Genomic DNA, 15,758 nt, shown 5'->3' with positions numbered 1-15,758 from the left:
TCCTCTTCGCGCAAGCGCTCATCGACCATTACCGCGCCTGCCAGTTGGGCTTGCGCTTTTCCACGAACGCCCGTGGCCCTTCGAGCGCATCCTCGGTGCGGACCACGCGCTCACGGAACGTCTCAGCCAGGATCTCGCCGTCGTGCAACGGCAGATCCAGCGTCTTGTGAATGGCCAGGCGGGTGCCCCGCACTGCCAGCGGGGCGTTGAGGCATACGATGTCGGCGATCTCGTGGGCGCGCTCCAACAGTTTGTCGTGCTCGACGATCTCGGTGATCAGACCGAGTTCGTAAGCGCGCTCGACGGTCATCCGTTCGTGCTTGCCCATCAAGGCCATTCGCAGCGCCACCGAGCGGGGCAGTGCCTTGGCCAGGCGCACCATCTCGCGCGCGGCGACCAGGCCGATGCTGACGTGCGGGTCGAAGAACGTCGCCTTGTCCGAGGCGATCACGATGTCACCGGTGGTGACCCAATCCAAACCGGCCCCGCAACAGATACCGTTGATCGCCACTACGACTGGCTTGGCCATGCTCCGAAAGGGCGGGGTGCCCTCCTGGGGTGCCTCCCATTGTTCGTAGGTGGACAGGTAGGGCCGCTCGTTGACGACCTTTCCGTCGCCGGGGATCTCCTTGACATCGGCGCCGGTGCAGAAGGCGCGGCCGTTGGCGGTGACGATCATCAGCCAGACGCTGTCGTCGTTCTCGGCTTCGGCGTAGGCCGCCCGCAGCTCGGTGATCATATGCGGCGACAGCGCATTGAGCGCATCGGGCCGGTTCAATGTGATGGTGGCCTTGTGTCCGTCCACCTCGTACTTGATGGTGTCGTAGGTCGCAATAGTGGTCATCGTCTTCCTTCGGTTCATCGACCCTGAAAGTCCGGGTCGCGTCGCTCGCGGAACGCGGCCAGGCCCTCTTTGAAATCGGCTGTGCGGCAGGAGAGTTCCAGATTGGACAGCTCCTGGTTGAGCGATTGCGACAGCGTGGCGTGTTGGCCGTAGGCGATGGCCTGCTTGGCCAGGCCGATCGCGACGGTGGGCCCGGCGGCCAGTCGTGCCAACAGCGTGTCGACATCGGTGTCCAAGTCGTCGGAGGGCACCGCGCTGTGGATCAACCCCCAGTCGGCGGCTTGTGTGCCACTGACCTTCTCACCGAGTAGCAGCATTCGTTTGGCCCGGGCCACCCCAGCCAGCCGTGGCAACAGCCAGCTGGCCCCGGAGTCAGGGGTGAACCCGCGGTTCATGAACGGCTCCCAGAACGTCGCCCCGGCGTCGGCGATGGTGAAGTCGGCGGCCAGCGCCAGGTTGCATCCCAGCCCGACGGCCCACCCCCGCACGGCGCACACCACCGGGAGTTGGATGGTGGCGACGAGCTCGATGACGCGGTGCGCGGTGTGGGGAATCCGGCGGACCAGATCGCCGGTGCGGGGCCGTTGACCGGAATCGTTGGTGGCGACCCAATCGGCTCCGGTGCAGAAGTCCTCACCGGCTCCGGTGATCACGACGGCCCGCAGCGCATCGTCGTAGGCGGCCGCGGTCAAAGTGTCGACCAGGTCGTCGATCATGCGGTGGCTCAACGAGTTACGCCGCTCTGGCCGGTCGAGGGTGATGCGCAGGGCGGAGTCCACGCAGGATGTGGTCACGGAACCGTCACTCACCTGAGTCAGCCTTCCCAAATCCATACAGTTGCCCATACAGTAGGCGATGCGGTTAGTATCTTGTACAAGTTAGCAAGGAAAGGTCGCCGATGGAAGGACGCGCACGGCGCATCCGGCAGCCCCGGGTTGCCGAGATCATCGCGTCCAAGCTGCGCGACGACATCCTGTCCGGCCGCCTGCGCGAGGGGGACATCCTGCCCACCCAGGAGAGCCTGTTCCAGGAGTTCGGAGTCAGCCCACCGGCCTTGCGAGAAGCCATTCACCTGCTCGAGGCCGACGGGTTGATCTCTGTGCGTCGCGGAAACGTCGGCGGAGCAGTGGTGCAGATGCCCTCGGCCGACCGCACCGCCCACATGATCGGCATGGTGCTGCAGACCCGCTCTGCCACTCCGGCCGATGTGAGTGAGGCCTTGCTGCACCTCGAACCGATCTGCGCGGGCATGTGTGCTGCCCGCGCGGACCGTGCTACCGAGGTCGTGCCGTACCTGCAGGATGAGATCGACCGGCAGGCAGCGCAATACGACGACATGTCGCAGTACGTACCCAACGCCCGGCGATTTCACGAGGCGTTGGTTTCGCGCTGTGGCAATGAACCCATGATTCTGCTGATCGGCTCGCTGGAGCTGATCTGGTCGACGCACGAGTCCGGGGTGTGGACAGGCGAGGGTGAGGCGGGCATGTCCGCCTCCACCATGCGGGCCGCGCTGCGGGACCATCAGCGGCTGGTGGATGCGATCGCCGACGGAAATACGGCGCGGGCCGGCAAGCTCGCGGCCGACCATCTCACTGCCGCGCGGCGCACCACGTTGGCCGCCGGCGACGGAAAAACCATTGAAGCGAGGTTGATTTCGCATGACCGATGATCGGGTGCTGTTCGAGGTCGATGCGGACCACCGCGTCGCCACCATCACGCTGAACAATCCCAAGCAGCGCAACTCTTACGACGCGGTGATGCGTGACGAGATCGCCCGCTACCTCGACATCGTGGCCGACGACGATGATTTGACCGTAGTGCTGCTGCGTGGTGCAGAGGGCGTGTTCAGCACCGGTGCCGATATGAACAATGCCTACGGCTGGTACGGCGGTGAGCGTCCGCGCGAAGAGCAGAAGAAGTCACGTCCCAGTCAGCGGCGCCGACTCACCGTGGACCGCAAGTCTTTTGGCTTCTACCACAACTTCATGGGCTTCCCGAAGGTCACCGTGGGGGAGATCAGTGGCTACGCGCTCGGCGGCGGGTTCGAGATGGCGCTGATGACCGATATCTCGGTGATCGCCCGCGATACCAAGATCGGGATGCCGGCCACCCGGTTCCTCGGCCCGGCGCTGGGCAGCCTGCACATGTTCTTCCACCGGCTCGGTCCGGTGCTGGCCCGGCGGATGCTGCTGACAGGCGACATCATCGAGGCCGGCTCGATCGAGCACCTCGGCATCTTCACCGACACGTGTGACGCCGGCCAGGTGAGCGCCCGCGCGCGGTACTGGGCGGCCAAGGCGGCCAAGATGCCGGCCGACGGGGTGGTGATCGCCAAGGAGGCGTTCCGGCTCGTCGAACAGAGCCAGGCCTACCAGGGCGAGGAGGTGGCCAGCTACATCTTCCACGCCTACGGCACCAACCTGCAGTTCTCGCCCGGCGAGTTCAACTTCGTCAAGACCCGCGCGCAGCATGGCACCAAGGAAGCGTTCCGGCTGCGTGACGAACATTTCCACGTCCCCGAACCGCAGTAGAAACCCGTCCTGATACCGTTACACAAACTAGACATAGCGTAAAGGTGGAACCATGCCAACACCCGTCATCGTGGGCGCTGCCCGCACAGCGATCGGCCGTTCCTTCAAGGGGACCCTGGTCAACACCCCGCCGGAAACCCTGATCACCACCGTCCTGCCCGAGGTCGTGCGTCGTGCCGGGATCGCCCCGGAAGCCATCGACGATCTGATCTTCGCCGAGTCGAACTACGGCGGCGGTGATATCGCCCGCTACGCGGCCGACGCTCTGGGATGGGAATCGGTGCCCGGTCAGGCCGTCAACCGGCATTGCGCGGGGTCACTCACCGCGATCGGTAATGCCGCGGCGCAGATCGGCTCCGGCATGGAGCGGGTTCTTGTCGCCGGCGGTGTGCAGTCGTTGTCCTCCTCGCCGCTGATGAAGTGGCGAGTGCCCGGGTTCGGGCCGGAAATCGAGTTCATCGAGCCGTGGATGACCCCGACGCACGTCGAGACCCCGGATGCGCCGATGCGCGACATGTCGATCACGGTCGGCTGGAACACCGCGCAGGCAGCCGGCATCACCCGTGAGGACATGGACGCCTGGGCCGCGCGGTCGCATCAGCGGGCCATCGCCGCGATCGATGCGGGCAAGTTCCTCGACGAGATCGTGCCGCTGAAGGTCAACCAGCCCGACGGTTCGGTCATCGAGTTCAGCGTCGACGAGCATCCGCGTCGCGGCACCACCGCCGAGAAGCTGGCCGAACTCAAGGTCCTGCACCCGGAGATCGAAGGATTCTCCATCACCGCGGGCAACAGCAGCGGCACCAACGACGCTGCCGCTGCTGTCGCGTTGGTCGGTGACGACTACGCGGCCGCGGAGAACCTCAACGTGATGGCCAAGGTGCGGGCGTGGGGTGCAGTCGGCGTTGCCGCTCGTGACACAGGTCTCGGCGGCGTCGAGGTGATCGGCAAGGTCCTCGACCGCGCCGGGCTCAAGCCCTCGGATGTGGCGCTGTGGGAGATCAACGAGGCGTTCGCGTCGGTACCGATCGCCGCGGTGCGCAAGTACGGCATCGACGAGGAACTGGTGAACTTCTCCGGCAGCGGTTGCAGCCTCGGCCATCCGATCTCGGCCTCCGGTGCCCGCATGGTGACCACGCTGATCTACGAACTGCAGCGCCGTGGCGGCGGTATCGGGGTGGCCGCGATGTGCGCCGGCGGCGGTCAGGGTGGCGGGCTGGTCATCGAGGTTTAGCGCGTTTGGCGTGAGCCCGGCGGGGGCCATCCGGTGCGATGTCCCCGTCGGGCTCGCCCTTGCCCGCAGTTTGGTACTCGTGCAACTCCGCGCGGACGGCTTCGTCGAACGCGCGATCCAAGCTGGCGTGCGCGAGTCGTCTGGCCGCCCGGCGCATGGTGTCCACCAGATCGGCGGCCCAGGCCAGTTCGGCATCGTTGGTGGGCAACCAGCCCGGCCCCCGCTGGCGGACGACTTCGGTATGACCGCCGCGAGTCAGCTCACGAGCGGCCGCGTCGAGCAACTTGTCGACCGCCGCGCTGGTTTTCAGGAGGATCTCGAGCGGCATGCCCCGGGAGACGAGTGAGCCGAAGTCGTCGATGAGCCGGACATCGGTCACCGCGTAGATGTCCGCATCGGCGGTCGGTGCGATCAGGCCCTGTGTGGTGAGCCGGCTCAGCATCGAGGCGTCCAGCTCGCCGAGCCGTTCTTCGAGCTCGCTCAGGGACATGGTGCGTGGCTCCGCGCGCGACCACGGTGCGGTGACGAGTTCCTCGAGGTCGGACAGGTTCAGCACGTCGACGAGGTTCTGACCGGGCTGCAATCCGGTCAGGAACTTCGTGATGTGTTTGAGCGTGAAGCCCTCGCCGAGCAGCCGCGTGATCGCGCGCAGTTGGCGTAGGTGTCGATCCGTGTAGATCGCGACCCTGCCCCGGCGCTGAGGCCGGGGCAGCAGCCCGTTGTCCTGGTAGACGCGTACGTTCCGGGTTGTCGTCCCCGCTTCCCGAGCGAGGTCGTCAATCCGATACTCGGCCACCACGGAATCCTATCCGGTGGGCACGGTGTCGCCGCTGACCTGAGCCAGGGCGATCTCGTCATCGCGACGCGCGGTGATCTTGTAGTCGTGCAGATTCACGTTCTTGAGTTGATTGACGTACTGGGTGGCGAAGCCGGGATACATGGTGGCGTTGAAACCGTCCTCGGTCAGGTACCAGCTCTGGCAACCGGAATTCCACGTCGTCGACTGGAGGCGGCGTTGGATGTGCTCGTTGTAGCGGTCCTGGGCCTCGTGCCGTACTTCCAGCGATTTCCAGTCGTACCGCAGGGCCGTGGAGATCGCCTCGACGATGTAGTTGATCTGAGCCTCCATGTACACCAGGGCCGAACTGTGGCCGGGTCCGGAGTTGGGGCCGAAGGTGAAGTACAGGTTCGGGTAACCGGCCACGGCAACACTGCGATAGGCGTAGGCGCCGCGACTCCATTCGGCAGCCAGCTCGCGGCCGCCGTTCCCGGTGATCGGGAACGGGGTGCCGGCCTTGCAGACGTCGAACCCGGTGGCGAACACGATGCAGTCGAATTGATGCTCGATGCCTTCGACGGTACGAATGCCGTTGGGGGACAGGCGGGCGATGGGCCAGGTCACCAACTTGCAGTTGTCGGCCTGCAGGGCGGGGTAGTACTCGCTGGTCATCAGCAGCCGTTTGCATCCGGCGGAATAATCGGGTGTCAGCTGGCGCCGTAACCACGGATCCTTTACCTGCAGGCGGAGATTGGCGCTGCTGACCGCCTCGACGATCCGGGTGAACGGGCTGTCCCAGACCACACCGAGGGCGACCGATTCGTGTCCCCAGTACCAGGCGCTGCGCATCAGGCTCTGGGTCAGCGGGACGTTGCGGTAGAGGCGCTTCAGCCAGCTGCCGGTTGCGGTATTGACCCGCGGCAGTACCCATCCGGGGGTCCGCTGAAAGACCTTGACCGACTTCGCGGTCTTCACCAGTTCGGGCACGATCTGTACCCCGCTGGCACCGGTCCCGATGACCGCGACCCGCTTGTCCGCGAAATCGTAATCGTGGTCCCACCGGGCGCTGTGAATCTTGTGGCCTTCGTATGTGTCGATCCCGGGGATGTCCGGGAAGCTGGCGTTGGCCAGCGGACCGGAAGCGACGATGACGTTTCGTGCCCGTACCGGTTCCCGGCCCTTGAGGTTGAGGGTCCATTCGCCGGCGACCGCGTCGTAGGAGGCCCCGACGACGTTGTGGTCGAAGCGGATTTTCGGTGCGATACCGGACGATTCGACCATGCCGTCGATGTACTGCAGGATCTCGGCACTGCCCGAGTAGGTGTGCGACCAGTCCGGGTTGGCCGCGAAGCTGTACGAGTACAGCCGCGACGGAATGTCGCAGGCCGCACCGGGATAGGTATTGTCGCGCCAGGTTCCGCCGACCCTGTGATCGCGCTCGAAGATGACGAAGTCGTCGACGCCCTGGGCCTTGAGCCGGATGGCCGCACCGATACCGGCGAATCCGGCGCCGATGATGGCAACGGCCGAGGAAGAAGCAGTCATGTCGGGCATCCTTCAGGCGACGGGTTCGTAGGTCAGTTCCTGCGACCAGGTGGGCGAGTTCTGGACCAGGGACATCGGGATCACGCCGGTGATCTTGACCAGTGAATCCGCCAGCCAGTGGTACTTGGAAGTCCGGTCGATCACCTTGCGGCTCTGCCACGAGATGATCCGGTACATCGGCAGCCGGCGGGCGAATTCGCTTCGCTCGCCCACACTTTGGAACCTGCGCATCGCCTGGTACAGCCGGTCTTCGTTGACGCCCATGGCGACGATGTTGTCGCGCATCTTGTTCAACAGCGGGAAGTAGCTGAGCACACCGACCAGGAACGTGGGTTTGATCCAGCCGCCGACCAGCTCGATGAGCAGCTTGCGCATGTCGGCATGCCCGAGGATGTCCATCACCTCGAAGTCGACGGCCAGGTGCCGCGACTCATCGGAGTTGATGCGTTTGAACACCTCCTGTGCCACCGGATCCTTGACCTCGTCGGTGATGAACTTGATCAGCGCCCCGTCGAGCGCCACCTCCAGCATCGGGATGACGGTGCCCAGGAAGGTCAGGCCCATCCCGTCGGAGTACTTGTCCAGCCAGTTGATGACCAGCTGAACGTTGACGTTCGGCGGCGGGATCTCGTCGTCTTCGAGCATGCCCCACCGGCGCATCAAGGCGAGTTCGGCGTTGGCGTGCTTCTGCTCTTCGGCGTGGAAATGTTCATAGATGCTCTTGAGCGTCGGATTCGGTGCCTTCTTGGCCAGGGCGGCGAAACCCCGGGCGCCGACGTTCTCGATCCACATCAGGTCGGTCATGAACGGCTTGAGCTTGGCGTGCAGCTCGGGCTCGATCAGCTCGGCGCCCGGTGCGTCCCAGTCGATATCGACCAGGGCCCACTGGCGGTCCTTGATCATCTGCAGCATGTTGTCGAGATCCATCGCCATGATGCGTCCTTGAGTTCGTAGGTGCGGTTGTCGGGAAGGCTTCAGTCTTTGGGGAGCACCCGGCCGAGTAGTCCGGCGCCGCGGACGTAGAGGCCCGGGAAGTGACGCTTGAGATGCCAGATGACGGTCGCGTCGATCTGTGGCACCACGTACAGCCGGCCACTGTCATGTGCGTCTAGGGTGCGCGCCGCGACGTTGTCCGGAGACAGCCCCGTCCATCGAGCCAGTTGCCGGCTGAGGTTCATCGAGCCGGGGGTGATGCGGCCGTCCTGAAACACGTTGGTTTTCACGAAGGTCGGACACAGCACCGTCACCGCCACGCCCGCGCCGGCGAGCTCGGCGGCGAGCGTCTCCGACAGCGACATCACACCGGCTTTGGAGACGTTGTACGGCCCCATCGAGGGCGCGGCGGCGAACCCGGCGGCCGAGGCGACATTGATGATCCCGCCGCGGCCGGCTTCGCGCAGGATCGGGGTGAAGACCTCACACCCGTACACGACGCCCCAGAGATTGATCCCGAGCGCCCAGTCCCAGTCGTCGAATCCGATGGCGCCGATCGGTTTCCCGCCGACGCCGACGCCGGCGTTGTTGATCACCAGAGTCGGCGGGCCGCCGAAGATGCTGTTGGCGTGCTTGGCCAACTGTTCGATCGCGCTGCGATCGGAGACGTCGCATACCACGGCGTGACCCTTGCCGCTGGACAGTTCACCGATCAGCTCCACCGTCTCGTCGGCCCGGTCCGGGTCGATATCGGCACAGATCACCTCGCCACCGCGCCGGGCGAGCTCAAGGGCGAACGACCGCCCGATGCCGCTTCCGGCGCCGGTCACCACGGCTTTCGCGTTGGTGCAGCGGCGCTCTCCGCGAAAAGCTCTGAGCAGCAGGTCAAATCCGAACATCAGCAGACCTCCACGTGGTCGAGCCGGTCGTCCGCCAGCGCGGAGGCGATGAACCCCGCCGCCCGGCGCAGTGCGAGTCGTGCTTCCGGTGCCAGCCGCGGCAAGGCCTGGAAAACGTGCACCATGCCGGGCCACACTTCCAGCGTGCTCGCCCCTCCGGCCCTGTTCACCTCGGCGTCGAGGTGACGGGCGTCGGCGCTGAGCATTTCGAACTCGCCGACCTGGACCAGCATGGGCGGCAGGCGATCAGCTTTCGCGAAGTCCAGGCGTAGACGCGGGTGGTCGGGGTCCTGCGCCACGGTGTACAGCCCGACCAACTGCCGCGCGGCGCCCGCGGACATGGCCGGGTCGCGCCGCATCCTTTCCTGCCGCACGGCCAGCTCCATGGTGAGGTCGACCAGCGGGGAGAACAGCACGACTGCGGCGGGCTGGAAACCGGGTTCGTCGGCATGCGCGAGTAGGAGGTCGCAGGTCAGGTGGCCACCCGCGGAGTCCGCGCCGATCACGATGTCCGATGCCGCATAACCCTGGGTGAGTAACCAGCGATAGCCGGCTTCGACGTCATCGGCGGCGGCTGGGAATCGGTGTTCGGGAGCCAGGCGGTAGTCGACGGAGAAAAACGGGAGGCCGGTGGCAGCGGACAACTGTGCGACCAGCTTGCGGTGCGTCTGCGCCGAGCAGATCACGTAGGCGCTGCCGTGGACGTAATAGCCGGCGCGCGTACCGAACTTCACCCCCGGCCCGACCACCCATTCACCGCGAAGCCCGGGCTGACGGACCGGGATCACCCTGGTGCCCTCGGGCATCGATCCCAACGTCCCCATGATGGTGGCGATCAGTCCGCGGGAAAACCACACGCCCGCTTGATTCATCGGAATGGCACCGGTGAGACAACCCAACGTCGCGCGGGTGGCGGTAGCTGCCACCACGGCGCGTAGCGAACGCCCGCTGGGAACGGCCGGCAGGTCGGGTGGGGCAGCTGCGGTCACGCCATTTACGTCACCACAGACTGTTACATTTGTCAATGTAACAATCGTGGATGACACAACCTGTAGATCGATCGGACGTAGCCGGCTTTCGATGTTCCGAAGACGCGAAATCGCCCGGACGACAACGCAAGTCCGGGCGATGGGGGTGAGGGAAAGAGGCCGGAGCGGCCAGGGGCACGACTCCGGCTCAGGCTGGGCTTATTTGCGCTTGGCCTTGGCGGCAGGGGGTTGCGCGATCCGCGCGGCCGCGTGGTCCAGGATGCACTCCAGGCCGTACTCGAAGTTCTTCTCGTCGGCTGCGCCGATGCGATGCCCCTCGTTGGTCACCTGCGCCAACAGCGGCGTGACTTCGGGGTCGATGACCATGGTCTCTTCGTAATCTCCGGGGGCGTTGTCGTTGGCCCGGTTTTTCTCGTAGAGGCGGTGTAGCACCACCGACCCGCGGACGTGCACCGAGACGGCCGAGTACGTGTCGAAGGCGTCCTCGACCGACAACCCGGCCTCGACCAGCCCGGAGATCGCGGTCTCCATCTCCTGGACACCCAGGCGGGCGGCACGAGGGCTCAGGGCCGACCGAATGAGAATGAGATCACACAGAATCGGGTTACCCATGAAGGCTTTTCGCATGGTCCTGGCATGGTTGGCCAACGACTCGCGCCAATCCTTGGCCTCGACATAGGGGGTGGCGACGACGAATTCGCGGAGCGCGCGGTCGGTCATCGCGTTGAGCAGATCGTCCTTCTTGCGGAAGTACCAGTAGATGCTCGTGACACCGACGCCCAGATGTTTGCCCAGTAGCGGCATGCTGAGGTTGTCGATCGACACCTGCTCGGCAAGTTCGAAGGCGCCCTTGATGATGTCCTCGGGATTGATGGACCCGCGTTCGCGCCGTTGACGTTTCTCGGCGGTCGGTTGCTTTGCCACTGCGGGCACCTCCATCAAATTCAAATCTGCTCAAGCCGTCCCTGTGCCGCGGGTCAATCGCAGTGAATTTACCGCCGGCCGCCAGCTGAACTGCGCCTATGTGCGCGTGTCGCGGGGTCTTGTCGCCGTCAACCTTACCGGTCACCTTTCTGTCGGTGCCTCCCGCCGTTGGCTCAGATGCGTCGCTCGGGTCAGAACGACGGGGTGTCGCCTTTGTACTGTAATACCTATAGTAGGCTTTTCCGGGTTATTGGCCGCGAGCAAAGGGGCATTGATGTCGGACGCAGTTCTCACGGAACGACGGGGTCGCACGCTCGTCGTCACAATCAACCGCCCAGAGGCGCGCAACGCGTTCAACCTCGCGGTGGTCCAGGGACTAGCCGATGCGATGGACGAACTCGATGACACCCCTGAACTGTCGGTGGCGATCGTGACCGGTGCGGGCGGAAACTTCTGTGCGGGCATGGACCTCAAGGCGTTCGCTGCCGGAGAACTGCCCTACGTTCCCGGTCGCGGCGCGGGTTTCACCGAACGCCCGCCGCGCAAGCCGCTGATCGCCGCCGTCGAAGGGTTCGCGCTGGCGGGTGGAACCGAGCTGGTCCTCGCGACGGATCTCGTGGTGGCCTCCAAGGTCGCCAAGTTCGGCATCCCCGAGGTCAAGCGCGGCCTGGTGGCCGGCGGTGGCGGACTGCTGCGGCTGCACCAGCGCATTCCCTACCAGAAGGCGATGGAGCTTGCGCTCACCGGCGACAGCTTCACCGCCGAAGAAGCCGCGGCGTGGGGATTCGTCAACAAGCTGACCGAGCCGGGCGAGGCGCTCGACGGTGCGCTCGAACTCGCCGATCGCATCACCGCCAACGGCCCGCTGGCCGTGGCGGTGACCAAGGAGATCATCGCGTCGTCGTCGGAGTGGTCGGCCGACGAGATGTGGAAGAAGCAGGGCGAACTCCTCGGGCCGGTGTTCTCGTCCAACGACGCCAAGGAGGGTGCGATCGCCTTCGCCGAGAAGCGCGCCCCCAATTGGACCGGTTCCTGAGCCCGGCGGGCAGGGGCGAAGCGACCGGGGAGTCATTGCGGCCATGGATCTCGGATTCGAGGGTGCGGCCACCGTCGTCGTGGGCGGTGGCCGCGGGATGGGCTTCGCGACCGCGCAGTGTCTGGCGCAGGACGGTGCGCGGATCGCGATCGTCGGGCGCTCTCGTGATGTACTTGAAGCTGCCGCAACGGAACTGACGCGCCTCGGGTCGCCGGAGGCGGTGGCGATCGTCGCCGACACCTCAGACGGCTCCCAGGTCGAGCAGGCCTTCGCCGCGGTGGGCGAGCGGTGGGGTGAGCTCAACGCACTGATCAACACCGTCGGCCCGGGGGCCGCGGGCAACTTCGAAGAGTTGACCGACGATCAGTGGCAGGAGGCGTTCGATGCCGGTCTGATGGGCATGGTGCGCTGCGTGCGGGCGGCGTTGCCGTGGCTGCGGAAGGCCGAGTGGGCGCGCGTGGTCAACTTCTCGGCGCACTCCACCCAGCGGCAGAGCACCCGGTTACCGGCGTACACCGCGGCCAAGGCGGCCGTGAACAGTGTCTCCAAGAATCTGTCGCTGTTGCTGGCCGAGGACGAGATCATGGTCAATGTGGTTTCGCCGGGCAGTATCTCGTCGGAAGCGCTGCGTGGTTGGGCCGACACGGTGGGCGTTGACGGCAACGATCCGTATGCGTTGATGGCGGCCATCGACGAACATTTCGGGCATCCGGCCCACCTGCCGCGTGCCGGGCTGCCGAGCGAAATCGGGCCTGTGGCAGCGTTTCTGGCCTCCAAGCGCAACTCGTACATGACCGGGGCCAACATCAACGTGGACGGTGGCTCGGACTTCACCTAGGGGGCCGTAATGGCAACAGCAGCCGAAGCGCGGGACTGGGCTCGCTCGGCATTGCGCGGAATCGGTGACTCGCTCTACACCCCGTTCTGTGGAACCGACGGCGACGACATCGACTGGGCCGCCTACCGATACCTCGTGCGCTATTGTGTCGGCGACCTCGGTCACCAGATGCTGTGGTGTACCAGCGGGTTGGCCGAGTTCTGGGCGCTGACCCTGGCCGAGCGCAAGCAACTGCTCGAAGTGGCGATCGAAGAGGGCCGCCGCATCGATCCGCATGTCGTGATCCAGGCCTGCACCGCGGCGACCTCCGCCAAGGACTGTCTGGAGCTGACGCTGCATGCTCAGCGGGCGGGTGCCGACATCGTCTACATCCAGACGCCCATGATGGAAGCGCATGGAGGAGAGGGCGTCCTGCGCTTCTTCTCCTATATCGCCGATCGCACCGATATCGCCCTGGGGATGTTCAACTCGCCGTCGTCGGGTTATGTGCTGACCCCGGACGAAAGCGCCGCGATCGCCGAGGCGGTCCCGGCCGTGTGTGCCACCAAGGAGGGCGCCTTCCGGCCGGCGGCGAGCCGTCGACTGCATGACCTGGCGCCCTACCTCGCGGTCTGGGAATGCGACACCACGGTGTACCGAGCCGGTTGGCTGCGGGAGGGAATAGTCTGCCCGGCCCAGCTGGGCACGGCCGGGTACCTCTACGAAACCCCGCAACGTCGCATCTTCACCGAATACTGGGACCTCGTATACGCAGACCGGCTGATCGAGGCCATGGACTTCGGTCGCGAGTCCGGGTTGGACCGATTCAGCCTGGACATGGGGTCCTGGTTCACCTGTTATCCGGGCCGAGCCGACTATTTCACCCACTGGGCCGACGCGTTCAAGTACGCGGCCTCGGTGCTTGGGCTGCCGATCGGTGACTACCCGCATTCCCGCCCGCCGCAGGCGTGGCTGCCGGAAGCCGCGAAGACCCAGATCGAAACCGCTTATCGCAAGCTTGGTTTGATCTACGCCTGACCACCCTTTGCGCAGGTCGCGGCAACAAAGCCAGGCTTGCGGAATGTACTACCGATAGGTATACAGTATGTATGTCTGAACGGCTGGTGTGGCATCGGGGAGGTATCGGTACATGACGGTTGCGGACAGTGTCGGAACCGAGGCGGTTCTCTACGAGGTCACGGAAGCCGGCGTCGCCGTCATCACCCTGAACCGCCCGGAGCGGCTGAACTCCTGGGGTGCCGACATCTCCGCCGGCGTCTATGCCGGTTTCGATCGCGCCGAAGCGGATCCGGCGGTCCGGGCAATGGTGTTGACCGGTACCGGGCGTGGCTTCTGCGCCGGCGCGTACATGGGGGCCATGCAGGACCTCGGCGCCAGCATCAGCGAGGACACCGACGTCAGCAAGATCGTCGGCGAACGGCATCCGCATTTCCTCACTGAACTGCGCAAGCCCGTCATCGCTGCCATCAACGGCGCATGCGTCGGCATCGGCCTCACCCACGCCCTGATGTGTGACGTGAGGTTCGCGGCGGCCGGGGCGAAGTTCGCCACCGCCTTCCCGCGCCGGGGACTGATCGGCGAGTACGGCATCACCTGGATCCTGCCCCGGCTGGCCGGCTGGGGCGCCTCTGCGGACCTGTTGCTGTCGGGCCGGACCTTCTTCGCCGAAGAAGCCGAGCAGCTCGGATTGGTGAAAGAGGTTGTCGCGCCTGAGGATCTACTTCCGCGCGCCCTGGCGTACGCCGAGGACCTGGCCCGCAACTGCTCTCCGGCGTCGATGGCGGTGATCAAACGCCAGCTCTACGGCGACGCCAACGACAACGTCGTCGACGTGAGTGACCGGGCCGAGAAGCTGATGCACGAGTCCATGGTTCGCCCGGATCTGGTAGAGGGCATCACCGCATTTTTCGAGAAACGGCCGCCGAATTTCCCGCCCCTGAAAGAAGGTTGATGACATGACCGAAGCTCCCGAACGGCTTCCGTACCTGGCCGTGGACGTCGACAATCACTACTACGAGCCCATCGACGCGTTCACCCGGCACCTGCCCAAGGAGTTCCGCAGCCGTGGCGTGCAAATGGTCCAGGACGGTAAGCGCACGCTGGCCGTCATGGGCGGGACGGTCAACCACTTCATCCCCAACCCCACATTCGATCCGATCATCGAACCGGGATGTCTGGACCTGCTGTTCCGCGGCGAGATCCCCGAGGGCGTGGACCCGTCCTCGCTGATGAAGGTGGACAGGCTCTCCGACCATCCCGAGTACCAGAATCGCGATGCCCGGGTGAAAGTGCTGGATCGCCAGCGGCTCGAAACCGTGTTCATGCTGCCGACTTTCGCCTGCGGGGTGGAGGAGGGGCTCAAGCACGACATCGAGGCCACCATGGCCTCGGTGCACGCCTTCAACCTGTGGCTGGACGAGGACTGGGGCTTCGACCGGCCGGACGGGCGTTTCGTGTCCGCACCGATCATCTCGTTGGCCGATCCGGTGAAGGCGGTCGAGGAGGTCGAGTTCGTGATCGGCCGCGGCGCCAAGCTCGTGTGTGTGCGGCCGGCTCCGGTGCCCGGCGAGGTCAGGCCGCGCTCTCTGGGGGACCCGTCGCACGATCCGGTGTGGGCCCGCCTGGCCGAGGCCGGTGTCGCCGTGGTCTTCCATCTGTCGGATTCCGGATACATGGCGGTCCCGGCACTGTGGGGCGGCAGCGGCGTCTTCAAGGGATTCGGCAAGCGTGATCCGCTCGACATGGTGATCATGGACGACCGCGCGATTCACGACACCATGGCCTCGATGATCGTGCACCAGGTGTTCACCCGGCATCCCAAGCTCAAGGTGTGCAGCATCGAGAACGGCTCTTACTTCGTCTACCGGCTGATCAAGAGGCTGAAGAAGGCTGCCAACAACGCGCCGTACCACTTCAAGGAGGATCCGGTCGAGCAGCTGCGCAACAACGTGTGGATCGCGCCGTACTACGAGGACGACGTGTCGCTGCTCGCCGACACCATCGGTGTGGACAAGATCCTGTTCGGCTCGGACTGGCCGCACGGTGAGGGCCTGGCTGATCCGACTACCTTCACCGCCGACATCCCGCAGTTCCCGGAGTTCAGCCTCGAAGACACCCGGAAAGTCATGCGCGACAACGCTCTTGAACTACTCGGTGATCCGACCCGCACCGCGCCCGGCGTGGCCGGTCTGGTGTCGGTCTAGC

General features: G+C 65.3%; 16 protein-coding genes. 8 read left to right on the top strand and 8 right to left on the bottom strand.

The features are described from left to right. Positions 1-28 precede the first annotated feature (28 nt). On the bottom strand, positions 29-844 hold the full coding sequence (locus K6L26_RS21695) for an enoyl-CoA hydratase/isomerase family protein (RefSeq protein WP_064899924.1): 816 nt from the start codon (positions 842-844) through the stop codon (positions 29-31). A 14-nt stretch (positions 845-858) separates the two neighbouring features. Further along, complete coding sequence (locus K6L26_RS21690) at positions 859-1,677, bottom strand: enoyl-CoA hydratase/isomerase family protein (RefSeq protein WP_064899926.1); 819 nt, start codon at positions 1,675-1,677, stop codon at positions 859-861. A 65-nt stretch (positions 1,678-1,742) separates the two neighbouring features. On the opposite strand from K6L26_RS21690, the gene K6L26_RS21685 reads away from it, so the two are divergent. The 3 genes from K6L26_RS21685 to K6L26_RS21675 are packed head-to-tail and all read left to right on the top strand — an operon-like array spanning position 1,743 to position 4,612. Further along, positions 1,743-2,516 (top strand): FadR/GntR family transcriptional regulator, encoded by a 774-nt coding sequence (locus K6L26_RS21685; protein ID WP_064899928.1) that lies wholly within the window; start codon positions 1,743-1,745, stop codon positions 2,514-2,516. Beyond that, positions 2,506-3,378 (top strand): enoyl-CoA hydratase/isomerase family protein, encoded by an 873-nt coding sequence (locus K6L26_RS21680; protein WP_064899930.1) that lies wholly within the window; start codon positions 2,506-2,508, stop codon positions 3,376-3,378. Before K6L26_RS21685 ends, K6L26_RS21680 begins: the two co-directional genes overlap by 11 nt. 52 nt (positions 3,379-3,430) lie before the next feature. Beyond that, positions 3,431-4,612, top strand: coding sequence for a thiolase family protein (locus K6L26_RS21675; protein WP_019343408.1), 1,182 nt, complete (start codon positions 3,431-3,433; stop codon positions 4,610-4,612). Here the strand turns inward: K6L26_RS21675 and K6L26_RS21670 are convergent. The 6 genes from K6L26_RS21670 to K6L26_RS21645 all read right to left on the bottom strand — a co-directional run bounded on the left by K6L26_RS21670 (position 4,599) and on the right by K6L26_RS21645 (position 10,695). Further along, positions 4,599-5,408, bottom strand: a complete 810-nt coding sequence (locus K6L26_RS21670; RefSeq protein ID WP_043367721.1) for a MerR family transcriptional regulator — start codon at positions 5,406-5,408, stop codon at positions 4,599-4,601. The genes K6L26_RS21675 and K6L26_RS21670 overlap by 14 nt on opposite strands. A 9-nt stretch (positions 5,409-5,417) precedes the next feature. Further along, entirely contained in the window at positions 5,418-6,935 is a 1,518-nt protein-coding gene (locus K6L26_RS21665; RefSeq protein WP_043367722.1) for a flavin-containing monooxygenase, read from the bottom strand. A 12-nt stretch (positions 6,936-6,947) separates the two neighbouring features. Next, positions 6,948-7,868, bottom strand: a complete 921-nt coding sequence (locus K6L26_RS21660; protein WP_064899932.1) for a reductase — start codon at positions 7,866-7,868, stop codon at positions 6,948-6,950. Between the two features lie 41 nt (positions 7,869-7,909). Next, the gene (locus K6L26_RS21655; protein WP_064899934.1) at positions 7,910-8,767 is read right to left on the bottom strand and encodes an SDR family NAD(P)-dependent oxidoreductase; all 858 of its coding nucleotides are present in this window, start codon (positions 8,765-8,767) and stop codon (positions 7,910-7,912) included. Next, complete coding sequence (locus K6L26_RS21650) at positions 8,767-9,756, bottom strand: alpha/beta hydrolase (RefSeq protein WP_064899936.1); 990 nt, start codon at positions 9,754-9,756, stop codon at positions 8,767-8,769. The genes K6L26_RS21655 and K6L26_RS21650 overlap by 1 nt, the downstream gene beginning before the upstream one ends. A gap of 198 nt (positions 9,757-9,954) precedes the next feature. After that, entirely contained in the window at positions 9,955-10,695 is a 741-nt protein-coding gene (locus K6L26_RS21645) for a TetR/AcrR family transcriptional regulator (protein ID WP_019344317.1), read from the bottom strand. 259 nt (positions 10,696-10,954) lie between these two features. On the opposite strand from K6L26_RS21645, the gene K6L26_RS21640 reads away from it, so the two are divergent. The 5 genes from K6L26_RS21640 to K6L26_RS21620 all read left to right on the top strand — a co-directional run bounded on the left by K6L26_RS21640 (position 10,955) and on the right by K6L26_RS21620 (position 15,757). Next, complete coding sequence (locus tag K6L26_RS21640) at positions 10,955-11,716, top strand: crotonase/enoyl-CoA hydratase family protein (protein WP_036388471.1); 762 nt, start codon at positions 10,955-10,957, stop codon at positions 11,714-11,716. Positions 11,717-11,759: 43 nt separating this feature from the next. Further along, on the top strand, positions 11,760-12,554 hold the full coding sequence (locus tag K6L26_RS21635) for an SDR family NAD(P)-dependent oxidoreductase (RefSeq protein WP_036388470.1): 795 nt from the start codon (positions 11,760-11,762) through the stop codon (positions 12,552-12,554). Positions 12,555-12,563: 9 nt separating this feature from the next. Next, positions 12,564-13,571, top strand: coding sequence for a dihydrodipicolinate synthase family protein (locus K6L26_RS21630; RefSeq protein ID WP_064899940.1), 1,008 nt, complete (start codon positions 12,564-12,566; stop codon positions 13,569-13,571). Between the two features lie 112 nt (positions 13,572-13,683). Continuing rightward, positions 13,684-14,505, top strand: coding sequence for an enoyl-CoA hydratase (locus K6L26_RS21625; RefSeq protein ID WP_036388468.1), 822 nt, complete (start codon positions 13,684-13,686; stop codon positions 14,503-14,505). Between the two features lie 4 nt (positions 14,506-14,509). Next, entirely contained in the window at positions 14,510-15,757 is a 1,248-nt protein-coding gene (locus K6L26_RS21620) for an amidohydrolase family protein (protein WP_019348106.1), read from the top strand. The last annotated feature ends 1 nt before the right edge of the window (position 15,758 follow it).

The sequence above is a fragment of the Mycobacterium farcinogenes genome (assembly GCF_019739075.1).
Taxonomy (GTDB): Bacteria; Actinomycetota; Actinomycetes; order Mycobacteriales; family Mycobacteriaceae; genus Mycobacterium; species Mycobacterium senegalense.
Note: the sequence above shows the minus strand (reverse complement) of the source record. Positions and strands in the feature narration are given on the sequence as shown.

Coding starts and splice junctions, on each gene's coding strand:
- K6L26_RS21695 (WP_064899924.1), bottom strand. CDS start 844: ATGACCACTATTGCGACCTACGACACCATCAAGTACGAGGTGGACGGA.
- K6L26_RS21690 (WP_064899926.1), bottom strand. CDS start 1,677: ATGGATTTGGGAAGGCTGACTCAGGTGAGTGACGGTTCCGTGACCACA.
- K6L26_RS21685 (WP_064899928.1), top strand. CDS start 1,743: ATGGAAGGACGCGCACGGCGCATCCGGCAGCCCCGGGTTGCCGAGATC.
- K6L26_RS21680 (WP_064899930.1), top strand. CDS start 2,506: ATGACCGATGATCGGGTGCTGTTCGAGGTCGATGCGGACCACCGCGTC.
- K6L26_RS21675 (WP_019343408.1), top strand. CDS start 3,431: ATGCCAACACCCGTCATCGTGGGCGCTGCCCGCACAGCGATCGGCCGT.
- K6L26_RS21665 (WP_043367722.1), bottom strand. CDS start 6,935: ATGACTGCTTCTTCCTCGGCCGTTGCCATCATCGGCGCCGGATTCGCC.
- K6L26_RS21660 (WP_064899932.1), bottom strand. CDS start 7,868: ATGGCGATGGATCTCGACAACATGCTGCAGATGATCAAGGACCGCCAG.
- K6L26_RS21655 (WP_064899934.1), bottom strand. CDS start 8,767: ATGTTCGGATTTGACCTGCTGCTCAGAGCTTTTCGCGGAGAGCGCCGC.
- K6L26_RS21645 (WP_019344317.1), bottom strand. CDS start 10,695: ATGGAGGTGCCCGCAGTGGCAAAGCAACCGACCGCCGAGAAACGTCAA.
- K6L26_RS21640 (WP_036388471.1), top strand. CDS start 10,955: ATGTCGGACGCAGTTCTCACGGAACGACGGGGTCGCACGCTCGTCGTC.
- K6L26_RS21635 (WP_036388470.1), top strand. CDS start 11,760: ATGGATCTCGGATTCGAGGGTGCGGCCACCGTCGTCGTGGGCGGTGGC.
- K6L26_RS21630 (WP_064899940.1), top strand. CDS start 12,564: ATGGCAACAGCAGCCGAAGCGCGGGACTGGGCTCGCTCGGCATTGCGC.
- K6L26_RS21625 (WP_036388468.1), top strand. CDS start 13,684: ATGACGGTTGCGGACAGTGTCGGAACCGAGGCGGTTCTCTACGAGGTC.
- K6L26_RS21620 (WP_019348106.1), top strand. CDS start 14,510: ATGACCGAAGCTCCCGAACGGCTTCCGTACCTGGCCGTGGACGTCGAC.